At 68.7% G+C, this 13,603-nt stretch carries 13 protein-coding genes; 9 read left to right on the forward strand and 4 right to left on the reverse strand.

The genetic code is table 11. From position 1 onward, the window contains the following. Positions 1–5: 5 nt before the first annotated feature. Positions 6–881 (reverse strand): class I SAM-dependent methyltransferase, encoded by an 876-nt coding sequence (locus LO55_RS03985; protein WP_071360516.1) that lies wholly within the window; start codon positions 879–881, stop codon positions 6–8. 170 nt (positions 882–1,051) lie between these two features. Here LO55_RS03985 and LO55_RS03990 point away from each other — a divergent pair, with 170 nt between their 5' ends. From LO55_RS03990 to uvsE, 4 genes are all read left to right on the forward strand, one after another. Further along, positions 1,052–2,932, forward strand: coding sequence for a tetratricopeptide repeat protein (locus tag LO55_RS03990; RefSeq protein ID WP_071360517.1), 1,881 nt, complete (start codon positions 1,052–1,054; stop codon positions 2,930–2,932). A 232-nt stretch (positions 2,933–3,164) separates the two neighbouring features. After that, positions 3,165–3,749 (forward strand): lipocalin family protein, encoded by a 585-nt coding sequence (locus tag LO55_RS03995; protein WP_005671502.1) that lies wholly within the window; start codon positions 3,165–3,167, stop codon positions 3,747–3,749. 218 nt (positions 3,750–3,967) lie between these two features. Continuing rightward, entirely contained in the window at positions 3,968–4,903 is a 936-nt protein-coding gene (locus LO55_RS04000) for a CAP domain-containing protein (RefSeq protein WP_229410046.1), read from the forward strand. A gap of 146 nt (positions 4,904–5,049) precedes the next feature. Continuing rightward, positions 5,050–5,958: a UV DNA damage repair endonuclease UvsE gene (uvsE, locus tag LO55_RS04005; RefSeq protein WP_071363679.1), complete on the forward strand. Its 909-nt coding sequence runs from the start codon at positions 5,050–5,052 to the stop codon at positions 5,956–5,958. Here the strand turns inward: uvsE and LO55_RS04010 are convergent. Genes LO55_RS04010 through ssuE form a run of 3 tightly spaced genes read right to left on the reverse strand, consistent with a single transcriptional unit; the run spans position 5,938 to position 8,429 of the window. After that, positions 5,938–6,648 carry an alpha/beta fold hydrolase gene (locus tag LO55_RS04010; protein ID WP_071360518.1) on the reverse strand — a complete coding sequence of 237 codons (711 nt, stop codon included), beginning with the start codon at positions 6,646–6,648 and terminating at the stop codon, positions 5,938–5,940. The two genes, uvsE and LO55_RS04010, sit on opposite strands and share 21 nt — an antisense overlap. A gap of 60 nt (positions 6,649–6,708) precedes the next feature. Further along, a complete protein-coding gene (gene ssuD / locus LO55_RS04015) occupies positions 6,709–7,860 on the reverse strand; it encodes an FMNH2-dependent alkanesulfonate monooxygenase (RefSeq protein ID WP_229410049.1) in 1,152 nt (383 codons plus the stop codon). A 17-nt stretch (positions 7,861–7,877) separates the two neighbouring features. Continuing rightward, positions 7,878–8,429 (reverse strand): NADPH-dependent FMN reductase, encoded by a 552-nt coding sequence (ssuE, locus tag LO55_RS04020; RefSeq protein ID WP_071360520.1) that lies wholly within the window; start codon positions 8,427–8,429, stop codon positions 7,878–7,880. 193 nt (positions 8,430–8,622) lie between these two features. Here ssuE and LO55_RS04025 point away from each other — a divergent pair, with 193 nt between their 5' ends. Genes LO55_RS04025 through LO55_RS04045 form a run of 5 tightly spaced genes read left to right on the forward strand, consistent with a single transcriptional unit; the run spans position 8,623 to position 13,595 of the window. Further along, on the forward strand, positions 8,623–9,849 hold the full coding sequence (locus tag LO55_RS04025) for an acyl-CoA dehydrogenase family protein (protein ID WP_071360521.1): 1,227 nt from the start codon (positions 8,623–8,625) through the stop codon (positions 9,847–9,849). Between the two features lie 5 nt (positions 9,850–9,854). Continuing rightward, positions 9,855–10,670, forward strand: coding sequence for a methionine ABC transporter ATP-binding protein (locus LO55_RS04030; RefSeq protein WP_071360522.1), 816 nt, complete (start codon positions 9,855–9,857; stop codon positions 10,668–10,670). Then, complete coding sequence (locus LO55_RS04035) at positions 10,663–11,325, forward strand: methionine ABC transporter permease (protein WP_071360523.1); 663 nt, start codon at positions 10,663–10,665, stop codon at positions 11,323–11,325. The genes LO55_RS04030 and LO55_RS04035 overlap by 8 nt, the downstream gene beginning before the upstream one ends. 33 nt (positions 11,326–11,358) lie before the next feature. Then, positions 11,359–12,204, forward strand: a complete 846-nt coding sequence (locus LO55_RS04040; RefSeq protein WP_071360524.1) for a MetQ/NlpA family ABC transporter substrate-binding protein — start codon at positions 11,359–11,361, stop codon at positions 12,202–12,204. Continuing rightward, positions 12,204–13,595, forward strand: a complete 1,392-nt coding sequence (locus LO55_RS04045) for an LLM class flavin-dependent oxidoreductase (RefSeq protein WP_071360525.1) — start codon at positions 12,204–12,206, stop codon at positions 13,593–13,595. Before LO55_RS04040 ends, LO55_RS04045 begins: the two co-directional genes overlap by 1 nt. Positions 13,596–13,603 lie beyond the last annotated feature (8 nt).

The following is a 13,603-nucleotide window of genomic DNA, read 5'->3' on the forward strand; positions in this document are numbered from 1 at the left end:
GGCGCCTAGTGCAGCGCGCCGCCCGCCTCGCGGGTCAGCACGATCTCGAGGTATTCGGCCGGCGCCACCATCGAATCCGGCCCGGCCGTGTTGAAACGGTCGATCAGGGCCAGCAGGTCTTGCTCGAGCGCGTCGGCGGCGGACGGCGCAAGGGCGGCGAACGCCCGGTTCAGCGGTCCGTAGTAATCGCGGAACACATGCACCCAGTGCGTGGGCGACGCGTAGCGGAAGTTGAACATCCTGCGCGTGATGCGCGCCTGGAGCGCGTCGGCGCCGAACAGCTGGCGCACATGGTCTTCATTTCCCCACAGTAGCGGCGACGCCAGCCCGGGCGGCGGCGCGATGTGCTTGCCGACCGCCTTGAACAGCTGGCCGATGAAGCCCTCGGGCGTCCAGTTCGCCATGCCGATGCGTCCGCCGGGCCGCACCACGCGCCGGATCTCGGCGGCGGCGCGCGCCTGGTCGGGCGCGAACATCACGCCAAAGGTGGACAAGGCCACGTCAAAACTGGCGTCCGGGAACGGCAGCGCCTCGGCGTCCGCTTCGCGAAAGTCGATCGCCAGGCCTTCGGCGGCGGCGCGCGCCCGCCCCTTCTCGAGCAGCGCCGGCACGTAGTCGGTGGACGTGACGCGGGCGAAGCGGCGCGCCGCGGCCAGCGTGGCGTTGCCATTGCCGGCGGCGACGTCGAGCACGCGCTCGCCGGCGCGCACGTCGGTGGCCTCGGCCAGCAGTTCGCCGACGATCTGCAGCGTGACGCCGACGACGGCGAAGTCGCCGCTGGCCCAGGTGGCCTGCTGGCGCTGCTTGATCGCGGCCAGGTCGGGACCGGCGGCGCCCGGACCCGCTTGGGGCGACGGCGAGGGTTGGACTGGCTGAGTCATGATCCATCTCCTTGAGCTGGCAGGTTTTCGATATGACTGGCCGCGCCACCCATGGTTCGACGCTATACCTTGCGCCTTCTCAATCCTGAGGTGGGAAATCAGCCCGCCGCTGCGACTCCAAGAACAAGCCAGGCACCGCAGACACGGCGCCGCCTCGGAGGATTCCCATCATGAAACCGCGCCTTGTTCCGCGTGGCATTGCCGTCGCAATCGTCATCCTTGCCATCGCCGTCATCGGCGCAGTGGCGCTCGCCGCCATGCCGTCGCTCTGGTCGGGCCGCGGCACGGCCAATACCGGTTTCGACCCGCTGTTCGCCGGGGCCGCCGGCGCCACCTGCGCGCCGGCGCGCGCCGGTGCGCCGCCCCTGCTGGCCCACCTGGTGCAGGCCCAGACCCAGGCCCAGGCCCAGGCAGAAACCCGCCCCTTCGCGCCAGGCCAGCAGGCGCCGGCCAGGCCGGGCGCCAAGCCCGCGGACAAGCCGGGCAAGGCCGCGCCGCCGCCCCTGTACGACAACCTGGGCAAGCTGCACGTGCCGATCACCACCGCCAGCAAGCGCGCCCAGGCCTATTTCGACCAGGGCATCCGCCTGACCTTCGCCTTCAACCATGCCGAAGCGGCGCGCGCCTTCCGCGCCGCGCAAGACGCCGACCCGGACTGCGCCATGTGCTACTGGGGCGAGGCGCTGGTGCTGGGTCCGAACATCAACGCCCCCATGTTCCCCGAGGCCGTGGCGCCGGCGGTGGCCGCCGCGGCCGAGGCGAGCCGCCTGGAGCCGCGCACCCGCCCCGAAGAGCAGGCCGTGATCCGCGCCGTGGCGCGCCGCTACAGCCTTGACGCCGGCGCCGACCGCGCCGCGCTCGACAAGGCCTACGCCGATGCCATGGCCGAGGCGGCGCGCGACTTCCCGACCCACGACACCATCCAGGTGCTGTTCGCCGAATCGCTGATGGACCTGTCGCCCTGGGACTACTGGGCGGCCGGCGGCGCCCGGCCCAAGAACCGCACGGCCGAGCTGGTCGCCGCGCTCGAGAAAGTATTGGCGCGCAACCCGACCCATGCCGGGGCCGCCCACTACTACATCCACGCGATGGAAGCCTCGGCCCGACCCGAGAAAGCCCTGCCCGCCGCGCGCGTGCTGGCAAGCCAGATCCCCGGCGCCGGCCATATCGTGCACATGCCCTCGCACATCTATTACCGGCTGGGCATGTACCGCGACGCGCTGCGCGCGAATGTCCTGGCGGTCGCCACCGACGAACGCTACTTCGCCGACGCGGCCAGCGACCCCGTCTACCGCGGCGCCTACTACCCGCACAATATCCACTTCGTGATGGTGTCGGCCCTGATGGGCGGCGACGGTCGCACGGCGCTCGAAGCCGCGGGCAAGCTCGACAAGGTGATCACGCCCGACCTGCTCACAGCCATCGGCGCGCTGCAGCCGGTCAAGTCGGCGCCTTACTTCGCCCATGTCCAGTTCAGCGATGCGGACACCCTGCTCGCGCTGCCCGACCCGGGACACCAGTTCGTGCTCGTGCAGGCGATGTGGCATTACGCGCGCGCCGTCGGCCATGCGCGCAAGGGCGACTTCGAGGCGGCCGCACGCGAAGTCGCCGCCCTCGACAAGATCGAGAAGAACGGCGACTTCAAGGCGGTGAACGACTGGAACATTCCCGGCCGCGAGATCGTCCAGACCGCCCGCTCGGTGGCCCAGGCCAGGATCGCCGATGCGCGCGGCGACTTGCCGCGTGCGGTCAACGCCTACCGCAGTGCGATCGCGGTGCAGGATTCGTTGCCCTATATGGAGCCGCCCTACTGGTATTACCCGGTGCGCCAGTCGCTCGGCGTGGCGCTCCTGCGCAGCGGACAGCCGGACGCCGCCGAAAAGGTCTTCCGCGACTCGCTGGCACGCACCCCAAGCAATGGCTGGGCATTGCGCGGGCTGATGGAGGTGTACCGCAAGCGTGGCGACGAAACCGCGCTCGCGGCCGTGCAAAAGCAGTTCGCGACCACCTGGCTTGGCAAGCCGGACGGGCCGGCACTGTCCGCACTCTAGACCTTTGGCATGCCCGCTTGCGCGGCCTGGTCAAGCCTTGCCGAGCGTCGCGCGCCCGCGCCGGATGTCGGCGGCAACGACGGCTTCCTGTCGGTCGTCCTCACCCATGGCGCATGCTGGATCCACCATGGCGCTGGGCATGCCGCTGTCATGCGGCGCGGATGTAAATCATGCGACACAGCAATCCCATTGTCACTTATGCTAGGAGCCCGAATATTTACAAGAGGTTCCGATGAACGCCAAGCCTTCGTTCTTCGCGTCGTGCGCCGCCCTGGTCCTGTCCGCCCTGTGCGCCGTTCCGGCGCTGGCAGCGGACAGCGCCCGGCCGTTGCAGCCGATCGAATCGCTCGTGGTGCCGCGCTATATGGGCGTCTGGTACGAGATCGCAAAACTCCCCAACGATTTCCAGAAAAAATGCGTCGGTGACACCACCGCCACCTACACCCTGGGCGAGGATGGACGGGTGCAAGTCGTCAATCGCTGCCGCACCGCCGAGGGCAAGTTCGACGTGGCCGACGGCGTGGCGCGCCAGCTCGGCGGCGCCACCTCGCCCAAGCTCAAGGTGCGTTTCGCGCCGGCGATCCTGTCCTTCATCCCGATGGTGTGGGGAGATTACTGGGTCATCGACCTCGACGAGAAATACCAATTGTCCGCGGTGAGCGAACCCAAGCGCGAATACCTGTGGATCCTGTCGCGCACACCGCAGGTCGAACCGGCCGACTACGACGCCCTGCTCACACGCCTCACGGCCCAGGGACTGGATGTGTCCAGGCTGGTGCGCACCCCGCAAACCCAGTTGCAGCAGCCCGGGCAGTAATAAGTCCGGAAGCGCCAGCCGGTCATTCCCGCCACAGCCCCGAACGGCCCGGCAAGCCTGGAAATCCAGGCAGCCGTCCCCATCTTCAACAGCAGCAGGAGTCGCAAACGACGCCGAGATCCGGCCGGCGTTTGCGCCATCCAAATCCTTGCCGCCCAGGCAATATCCTTAGCCATGCACCGGCCTCGCCGGCTGCCGTGCCGTCCTTGAAGAGTTCGATGTCCGGTCCGATGCCCTTCCTCGCATTCCGCCTTGCCCTTCCGACCTGGATCGCCGTGGCCGCGCTCCTGCCGGCGCCGCCTGCCGCACAGGCCGCCGCCTCATTTGCTTCAGCCTCTGTTTCCGCCTCCGCTCCCGCCAACGGCGGCGATCCGCTGGCGGCGCTGGTCAACGCCTACCGCGCCGATCCCGGCGCCTGCGACGGCCATCCCGCCGCGCCGGCTAACGCGCTCGATCCGCAACCGGCCCTGGCCCAGGTACGCATCGGCGCCGGCACCTTCATCGAATCCGCACTCGAACGCGCCGGTTACGCCGCCGCGCAGGCACAGGCGGTCTACGTCACCGGCCCCGAGGATGCGCAGGCCGCCATGACCGTGCTGGCGCAAAAATACTGCAAGGTACTGCTGAGCGACCGTTTCTCGGCGGTCGGCAGCTATCGCGAGGGTGCGACCTGGACCGTCGTGCTGGCACAACCGGCGCCGCCGCTGCCCTCGGCCACCTATCCCGACTGGCGCGAAGCCGGGCACGCGATCCTGGATGAAGTCAATGCTGCGCGCGCCAGTGCCCGTTCCTGCGGCAAGCAAGCGTTCCCGGCGGCGCCGCCCCTGAGCTGGAACCCCGCGCTGGGCGACGCCGCACTGGCCCATAGCCGCGACATGGCCACGGGACGCTACTTCAGCCACCGCGGCAGGGATGGCAGCCAAGCCGCCGAGCGCGCCCTGCGCGCCGGCTACAGCTGGCGCCGGGTGGGTGAAAACATTGCCTTTGGCCAGCGTTCGCCGCGCGAAGCCGTCGAAGGCTGGCTCGACAGCCCCGGACATTGCGCCAACATCATGAACCGCGCTTTCACCGAGATGGGCGCCGCCTATGGCGTCACGCCCGAGCGGCAGACCGGCGTCATCTACTGGACCCAGGTGTTCGGCGCATCGCGTTAAGCGCCGCAGCCACCGGGCCGGCCCATGCCTGCCCCGCCTTCGACCCGGATTGCGCGCCGAGCCGTGCCGCCCCCACAAGCTGCTTCAGATAGACTTCCCCTCAACATCAACCTCCCGTGCGCGCCTCGCTGCGCCGCCCTTTCCACATGCTCCAGTCCGCCCCGCAACCACGACTCGGCCTCGTCTGCATCACCGTTTCCAAGGACGTGCGATACCGCGCGCTCACGCGCAAGCGCCTGCTCGAGCATTCGGAAGATGGCCAACGCCGCTTGCTGGAAGACATTTATCGCGACAATATCCAGACCCTGGACAATGCGCTGCGTTACTGCGAGCGCGAAGGTATTGCCCTCTACCGCATGCCCTCGTCGATCTTCCCGTTCTCGGATACGCCGTTCGGGCTGGACGTCCTGCAACAGTTCAAGGAAACCCTGGGCCGCTCGGGCCGGCGCGCGATCGAGCGCGGCATCCGCCTGGTGATGCATCCCGACCAGTTCGTGGTGCTCAGTTCGGACTCGGAAGACGTCGTGGCCAACAGCGTCAAGATCTTGCAGATGCACGCCGACATCATGGATTTGCTGGACCAGCCGCGTTCGCCCTGGGCGCTGCTGGAAATCCATGGCGGCAAGGCCGACCGCGAAGACAAGCTGGTCGCGCGCATTGCCGAACTGCCGGACGCGATCCGCTGCCGCATCGGCCTGGAGAATGACGAATACGCCTACAGCGCCGACGAGATCCACGCCGTGTGCGTGCGCGCCGGCGTGCCGATGGTGTTCGACGCCCACCACCACATCGTCCACGAAAAGCTGGACAGCTACGAGCATCCGAGCGTGGCCGAGATGGTGGCCAGGGCGCGCGCCACCTGGCCCGAGCCGGCCCACCAGCTGGTGCACATCTCGAACGGCCGCGAAGGCTTCAACGACCGCCAGCATTCCGACCTGATCGCGACGATGCCCTCGTCCTACCTCGCCGCGCCGTACATCGAGATCGAGGCCAAGCTCAAGGAAGAGGCGATCCGCGGCCTGGATGGCTGGTGTTCAAGGTTCGCGACGACGTAGGGGCGGCAGCGCTTCCAACCACGGCACGATCACGTCGCACAATGCTTGCGGCGCCTCCAGCGGAATCATGTGTCCGCTGTCCTCGACCAGCGCGAACTGCGCCCCCGCGATGCCCGCATGCAGCTCCTGCGCTTCTTCCAGGCTGCGCAGGCGGTCGTGCCCCGCCGCGACCACCAGGGTCGGACAGCGGATCTCGCCCAGCAGATGCAGGTCGCCCGGCCGCTCGACCATCGACTGGTTGCGAAACGCCACGCCGCCCAGCCGCACGCCCATCGTGCGCACGCGCTCGATCAGCGCCTCGTTGTCCACCTCGCGCGGATGCAGCGAGCTGGCGATGGCGGTGCGGCTCAGCCCCGCGAACGAGACGGATGGCGCCGCCCGCGCCACCGTGCGCTTGCCCTGGCGTACGGCGTCGGAATCGGGCCGGGTCGAGGTGGCGATCTGCACCAGCGCGCGCACGCGTCCGGGCGCCTGGCGCACCATCTCGCGCGCGACATAGCCGCCCATCGAGAAGCCGATCAGGATGAAGGACGGCGGCGCCTCGGCCAATGCGCGGCGCGCCAGGTCCTCGAGGGTGGAATCATGACGCAGGTCGGCATGCGCCAGCGGGCCGAAGCGGGCCAGCCGGTCGCGCATGTCGTCCCACAGCGTCTCATCAAGCATGTAGCCTGGAACCAGCAGGATAGTCATCGCGCCATCATAGCAAAGCGCGCTGACGGCGCGGGGTCAGGCCAACCTTCAGGCTACCTTTCAGGCAGCCTTCTTGGGCAGGATGTCGCTCGCCATCATCTCGCCGAACGGGCCGGTGATCGACTGCTCCCCCTGCTCCGTTCCTTTCCCCAGCAGCGGGAACACCAGTTCGGCGAAGCGGTACGATTCTTCCAGGTGCGGATAGCCCGACAGGATGAAGGTCTCGATGCCCAGATCCGCATACTCGCGCATGCGCGCCGCCACCGTCTCGGGGTCGCCCACCAGCGCCGTCCCCGCCCCGCCGCGCACCAGGCCCACGCCGGCCCACAGATTGGGCGCGACTTCGAGCTGATCGCGCCGCCCGCCATGCAGGGCCGCCATGCGGCGCTGGCCGACCGAATCCATCTTCGCGAACGCGGCCTGGGCCTTTGCGATGGTGTCGTCGTCCAGGTGGCTGATCAACTCGTCGGCCGCGCGCCAGGCTTCTTCATTGGTCTCGCGCACGATCACATGCAGGCGGATGCCGAATTTCAGCGTTCGCCCATGCTTCGCGGCCCGTGCGCGGATATCGGCCAGCTTCTCGGCCACCGCCGCCGGCGGCTCGCCCCAGGTCAGGTAGACGTCCATCTGCTCGGCCGCCAGTTCGTGGGCCGGCTCGGACGAACCGCCGAAGTACAGCGGCGGATACGGTTTCTGCACCGCCGGATACAGGGTCTTGGCGCCCTTGACCTGGATGTGCTTGCCCTCGAAGTCATAGCCTGCCGCGCCGCCCTCGCCCGCCATGCTGGCGCGCCAGACCTTGAAGAATTCGCGCGAGATCTCGTAGCGCTTGGTGTGATCGGCATACAGGCCGTCGGCTTCGAGCTCGCCCTGGTCGCCGCCGGTGACGACGTTGATCAGCAGGCGCCCGTTCGACAGGCGGTCGAAGGTGGAGGCCATGCGCACCGCCAGCCCGGGCGTCGACAGGCCGGGACGGATCGCGACCAGGAATTTCAGCCTGGTGGTGGCGTTGATCAGCGACGAGGCAACGATCCAGGCGTCCTCGCAAGAGCGCCCGGTCGGCAGCAGCACGCCGTCGTAGCCGAGGGTATCGGCGGCGACCGCGACCTGCTTCAGGTAATCGGCGTTGACCGGGCGCGCGCCCTTGGTGGTGCCGAGATAGCGGCTGTCGCCGTGGGTGGGGATGAACCAGAAGATGTTGGGAGTCGACACGGTAAGTCCTCGGTGATTCATGCGGCGGCGGCGGTCTGCGCGCGCGCCTGGAGTTCGGCGTCCAGCTGTTCAATACCCTCGGCGACACGATCGGCGATCGGGCCCGCCAGGCGCGTGCCGCGCTCGCTGTCCCAGGCGATCTGCTCGGACGTGGCATAGATGCTGGACAGGATGGCGCGCGCCGACATCGAGGCCAGCACCGGGCGCAGCGCATAGTCGAGCGCCAGCAGGTGCGACTGGCTGCCGCCGGTCGCGAGCGGCAACACGACCTTGCCGCGCAGGCCGTCCTGCGGCAACAGGTCGAGGAACAACTTGAGCATGCCGGTGTAGGCCGCCTTGTAGATCGGCGTGGCCACCACCAGCGCGTCGGCCTGGGCCACCAGCGCCAGCGCGCGCGCCAGCTCCGGGTCATGCGCATCCATGCGCAGCAGGGCGGGACCGGGCAGTTCGCGCACCTCGAGGCGCGTCGTGCGCCAGCCGTGGACGGCGAGTTTTTCTCCGACGTGCTGCAACAGGCGGCTGCAGGACGACTGCGACGACGGGCTACCGCCCAGCAAGATGACGCTCATGGTGAGTTCCAGTTCTGACAACGATCGCCACAGCGTACGCCGCGCGCACGATCGACCCAACGAATCGTTTCGCTCATCGATATGCGTTTGCCGTTTTAACTTTTCGCGCATATTCATGGCCGGATTTCTTCGTTCACGCGGCGCCGGCTAGCGATGCAAGATGGCAGCTCACCCAATACCGGCACACAGCCCCATGTCTTCCATCCTGCAGCAATTGCGTCCACAAGACGACCACGCTACCGCGGCCAGATCCGGCCCGCTGGCCATCGCCGCCGACCTGGCCGAGCGCCTGGCCGCCACCGCCGTCGAACGCGACCGCGCCGGCAGCCACCCGAAGCACGAGCGCGAACTGATCCGCGATTCAGGCCTGCTCACGCTGTCGATCCCCGTTGAATTCGGCGGCCAGGGCGCCGACTGGGCCACCGTGATGGCGGCCGTGCGCATCCTGGCCAAGGCCGACAGCGCGCTGGCCCACCTGTTCGGCTTCCATCACCTGCAGCTGGCCGGCGTCCAGCTCTACGGCACCGAGCTGCAGCAGCGCAGCCTGCTCACCGCCACCGTGCGCCAGAAGCTGTTCTGGGGGAATGCCCTGAACCCGCTCGACAAGCGCACCCGCGCCACCGCCTCGCCGGCCGGCTATATCCTGGACGGCGTGAAGAGTTTTTCTTCGGGCTCGGTCGGTTCCGACTGGTTGACGGTGTCGGCTTGGGTATCGGGAAAAGACGGTGAGGCCGACGCCTCCCTGATCGCCGTGGTGCCGACCGAGCAGGCCGGCGTGCACGTGGAAGCCGACTGGGACGCCTTCGGCCAGCGCCAGACCGACAGCGGCAACGTCCATTTCGAGAAGGTCTACCTGCCGACCGCGCTGGTGCTGCAGGCCCCTGGCCAGGCGCCCACCGCCCGCTCCACCCTGCGCTCCCAGGTGGCCCAGCTGATCATGGCCAATCTGTATCTCGGCATCGCGCAGGGCGCCTTCGACGCCGCGCGCGATTACACGCTCGAACAGGCGCGGCCCTGGTTCGCCTCCGGCGTGGACGATGCGATCGACGATCCCTTCACCCAGCACCGCTATGGCCAGCTGTGGCTGACCGTGCGTCCCGCCGCGCTGCTGGCCGACGAGGCCGCGCGCCAGCTCGACGCCGCCATCGGCAAGGGCGACGCCGTGACGGCGCGCGAACGCGGCGTCGTCGCGATCGCTGTGGCCGAAGCCAAGGTGCTGGCCCACCGCGCCGCGATCGAGATCAGCAACCAGATGTTCGAACTGCTCGGCGCGCGCGCCACGTCAAGCCGCTTCGGTTTCGACCGCTTCTGGCGCAACGCGCGCGTGCACACCCTGCACGACCCGGTCGACTACAAGCTGCGTGACCTCGGGCGCTATGCGCTCAGCGGCCGCGTGCCCGATCCGACGCCCTATTCCTGACCAACATGACAGCTTCCGTACCAGTCATCCGCGTCGAACGCGCCAGCAAGGCCTTCCCGCTGCCGGAAGGCGGCCGCTTCGACGCCGTGCGCGAGATCTCGCTCGACGTCCTGCCGGGCGAGATCTTCGGCCTGGTGGGCCGCAGCGGCGCCGGAAAATCGACCCTGCTGCGCCTGATGAACCTGCTGGAAAAACCCGACAGCGGCAGCGTCGCCGTCGCCGGCCAGGAGCTGACCGCGCTCGGCGCGCGCGAGCTGCGCGAGGCACGGCGCCGCATCGGCATGATCTACCAGCACTTCAACCTGCTCGCCAACGCCACCGTATTCGAGAACGTGGCCTTCCCGCTGCGCATCCACGGCGCGATGAACGCACCGCGGCTAAAGGCGCGCGTGGCCGAATGCCTGGAACTGGTCGGATTGCTCGATAAGGCCGGCAGCTATCCGGCGCGCCTGTCGGGCGGCCAGAAGCAGCGGGTGGCGATCGCCCGCGCCCTGGCCAGCTACCCCACGGTGCTGCTGTGCGACGAGCCGACGTCGGCCCTCGACCCGGACACCACGCGCAGCGTGCTCGATACGCTGCGCGACATCAATGCACGCCTGGGGGTGACGATCGTCATCGTCAGCCACGAGCTGCAGGCGCTGGGCAGCCTGTGCCAGCGTGCGGCCGTGGTCGAGGACGGCCGCATCGCCGAACTGTTCGACCTGCGCGACCACAGCGAGCCGCGCAAGACCTCGCTCGGCCGCGAGCTGGTGTACCACGCCGCCGAAGCCCATGCCGCCGAAGTCCATGCCGGCCTCCCCCCAGGAGAGCTGCATGCTTGAAAAATTCCTGCTCGTCGCGCCGGAGCTGTGGCGCGCCTTCGGCGAAACCCTGCTCATGCTCGGCATCGGCCTCTCGGCTGCGGTGCTGCTGGGCGGCCCGCTCGGCGTGGCCCTGTTCCTCAACGGTTCGGGCGAGCCAGGCCGTGGCCGCAGCATCGGGAAAGTGCTGGGCTGGCTGGTGAACACCGTGCGCTCCTTCCCCTTCATTATCCTGATGGTGGCCCTGGTGCCGTTTACGCGCATCGTCGCCGGCACCTCGATCGGTCCGCTGGCCGCCAGCGTGCCGCTCTCCTGCGCCGCCATCCCCTATTTCGCGCGCCTGGTCGAACAGCAGCTGCACGAAGTGCCGCGCGGCGTGATCGAGGCCGCCGAAGCGATGGGCGCCACGCGCCTGCAGATCGTCACCCGGGTGCTGCTGCTGGAGGCTCGGTCCGGCCTGGTGCTGGCGCTGACCGTGTTGGCCATCAGCTTCCTGTCGTATTCGGCGGTGGCCGGCGTGGTGGGCGGCGGCGGCATCGGCGACCTGGCCATCCGCTACGGCTACTACCGCTTCGAGACCGACGTCATGGTGATCACGGTCGCGATCCTGATCGCCATGGTGCAGCTGATCCAGTTCGGCGGCGGGCGCATCGCGCGCCGCCTGGACAAGCGCTGAACCGTCAACGGAAAGAGAAACGGAAGGAAGCCCATGAACCTGAACCGCCGCATCCTGCTCGCCAGCCCGCTGGTCCTGGCCATCGTCCTTGCCGTCGCCACCAATGCGCAGGCGAAGGACCCAAAGGAAATCGTCATCGGCACCAGCGCCGGGCCGTATGCCGACCAGGTCAGGCTGGGCATCAAGCCCATCCTCGAAAAACAGGGTTACAAGGTGCGCATCGTCGAATTCAACGACTACATCCAGCCCAACTTCGCGCTGGCCGAGGGCGCGCTCGACGCCAACGTGTTCCAGCACGTGACCTACCTGGACCGCTTCAAGGCCCAGCACAAGCTGCAGCTTTCCGAACTGGTGAAAGTGCCGACCGCGCCGATCGCGATCTACAGCCGCCGCCACAAGAGCCTCGACGCCGTGAAAAGCGGCAGCACCGTGGCGCTGCCGAACGACCCCACCAACCAGGCGCGCGCACTGGTCATGCTCGATCAGCTGGGTTGGATCAAGCTGAGGCCCGGCTTTGATCCGATCCGCGCCTCGGAACGCGACGTGGCCGCCAACCCGAAGGGCGTCAAGCTGCTGCCGCTGGAGGCGGCCCAGCTGCCACGCTCCCTGCAGGATGCCGACTACGCCTTCGTCAACGGCAATTATGCGCTGGCCTCGGGCCTCAAGTTGCGCGACGCGCTGCGCACCGAAAAGATTTCGCCGGCCTACGCCAACCTGGTGGCGGTAAGGACGCCTGACCGCGACAAGCCTTTTGCGCGCGACCTGGCTGCGGCGTACAAGTCGCGCGCCTTCCTGGACGTCACCAACAGGCATTTCGCCGACTACGCCAAGACCGATTACCAGCTGGCCCTGCAAGCGCCTGCCGGAGGAGCCAGGTAATGGCGCGCCGCATCCGCTTCAACGCCTTCCAGATGAACACCCCGAGCCACCAGTCGCCCGGGTTGTGGACCCATCCGAGGAGCGACAGCGAGCGTTACCTGACGCCCGGCTACTGGGTCGAGCTGGCGCAGCTGCTGGAACACGGCGGCTTCGACGCCATCTTCCTCGCCGACGTGCTGGGCGTGTACGACGTCTACCGCAAGGGACCGGAAGCCGCGCTGCGCCACGGCGTGCAGGTGCCGCTGAACGACCCACTAGCCCTGGTGCCGCTGATCGCCCACGCCACCACGCGCCTCGGGATCGGCGTCACCGCCGCCCTGACCTACGAACACCCGTATACCTTCGCGCGCCGCATCTCGACGCTCGACCACCTGAGCGGGGGCCGGATCGGCTGGAACATCGTCACCGGCTATCTCGACAGCGCCGCGCGCAACCTGGGCCTGGGCCAGCAACTCGGCCACGACGAGCGCTACGACCTGGCCGACGAATACATGGAGGTCGTCTACAAGCTGTGGGAGCGCAGCTGGGAAGACGGCGCGGTGAGGCGCGACAAGGAGCGCGGCATCCATACCGACCCGGCCAGGGTGCATCCGATCCGGCACAAGGGCCGCTACTACGAGGTGCCGGGCTTTCACCTGTGCGAGCCGTCGCCGCAGCGCACGCCCTTCCTGTACCAGGCCGGCGCCTCGCCGCGCGGCGCCCGTTTCGCCGCGCGCCATGCCGAAGCCACCTTCATCAGCGGCCCGAGCAAGGCGGTGGTGAAACGCGGCGTCGACGCCGTGCGCGCCGCCGCGCGCGCCGAGGGCCGCGATCCGGATGCGCTGCTGGTGTATGCCCAGGCCCTCGTCGTCACCGGCGCCATCGAAGCAGAGGCGCAGGCGCGGCTCGCGGAATACCGGCGCCACGTCGACGTCGAGGCCGCGCTCACCCTGCTGTCCGGCTGGACCGGCGTCGACTTCGCGCGCCACCACCTGGACGACACCATCGAGTACATCGACACCGACGCCGGACGCTCGGCCCTGGCCTCGCTCAGCGCCGCCGACCCGGGCCGCGACTGGACCGTGCGCGAAGCGGCCGAATTCATCGGCCTGGGCGGACGCGGCCCCATCATCGTGGGGGACCCGCGCCAGGTGGCCGACCAGCTCGAATCCTGGATCGACGACACCGGCGCCGACGGCTTCAACCTCGCCTTCGCGCTGCCGCTGGAAGACATGACGCTGGTGGTCGAGCACATCGTGCCCGAACTGGCGCGGCGCGGCCGCTACGACGCCGCCCCACGCGGCGGCACGCTGCGCGGGCAACTGCTCGGCCAGGGCCCGCGCCTGGCGCCCGGCCATCCGGGCAGCCGGGTCGAGATCGCATCCCCGCTGTCTGGCATCCAGGCAGCTTGAATCACCAT

Source organism: Massilia timonae, from assembly GCF_001866515.1.
Classification (GTDB): Bacteria; Pseudomonadota; Gammaproteobacteria; order Burkholderiales; family Burkholderiaceae_D; genus Telluria; species Telluria timonae.

Excerpts from the sequence above, each read along its gene's own strand:
- LO55_RS03990 (WP_071360517.1), top strand. The coding sequence starts at position 1,052 with ATGAAACCGCGCCTTGTTCCGCGTGGCATTGCCGTCGCAATCGTCATC.
- LO55_RS04000 (WP_229410046.1), top strand. The coding sequence starts at position 3,968 with ATGTCCGGTCCGATGCCCTTCCTCGCATTCCGCCTTGCCCTTCCGACC.
- LO55_RS04025 (WP_071360521.1), top strand. The coding sequence starts at position 8,623 with ATGTCTTCCATCCTGCAGCAATTGCGTCCACAAGACGACCACGCTACC.
- LO55_RS04040 (WP_071360524.1), top strand. The coding sequence starts at position 11,359 with ATGAACCTGAACCGCCGCATCCTGCTCGCCAGCCCGCTGGTCCTGGCC.
- LO55_RS04045 (WP_071360525.1), top strand. The coding sequence starts at position 12,204 with ATGGCGCGCCGCATCCGCTTCAACGCCTTCCAGATGAACACCCCGAGC.
- LO55_RS03985 (WP_071360516.1), bottom strand. The coding sequence starts at position 881 with ATGACTCAGCCAGTCCAACCCTCGCCGTCGCCCCAAGCGGGTCCGGGC.
- LO55_RS04010 (WP_071360518.1), bottom strand. The coding sequence starts at position 6,648 with ATGACTATCCTGCTGGTTCCAGGCTACATGCTTGATGAGACGCTGTGG.
- LO55_RS03995 (WP_005671502.1), top strand. The coding sequence starts at position 3,165 with ATGAACGCCAAGCCTTCGTTCTTCGCGTCGTGCGCCGCCCTGGTCCTG.
- LO55_RS04030 (WP_071360522.1), top strand. The coding sequence starts at position 9,855 with ATGACAGCTTCCGTACCAGTCATCCGCGTCGAACGCGCCAGCAAGGCC.
- ssuE (WP_071360520.1), bottom strand. The coding sequence starts at position 8,429 with ATGAGCGTCATCTTGCTGGGCGGTAGCCCGTCGTCGCAGTCGTCCTGC.
- uvsE (WP_071363679.1), top strand. The coding sequence starts at position 5,050 with ATGCTCCAGTCCGCCCCGCAACCACGACTCGGCCTCGTCTGCATCACC.
- LO55_RS04035 (WP_071360523.1), top strand. The coding sequence starts at position 10,663 with ATGCTTGAAAAATTCCTGCTCGTCGCGCCGGAGCTGTGGCGCGCCTTC.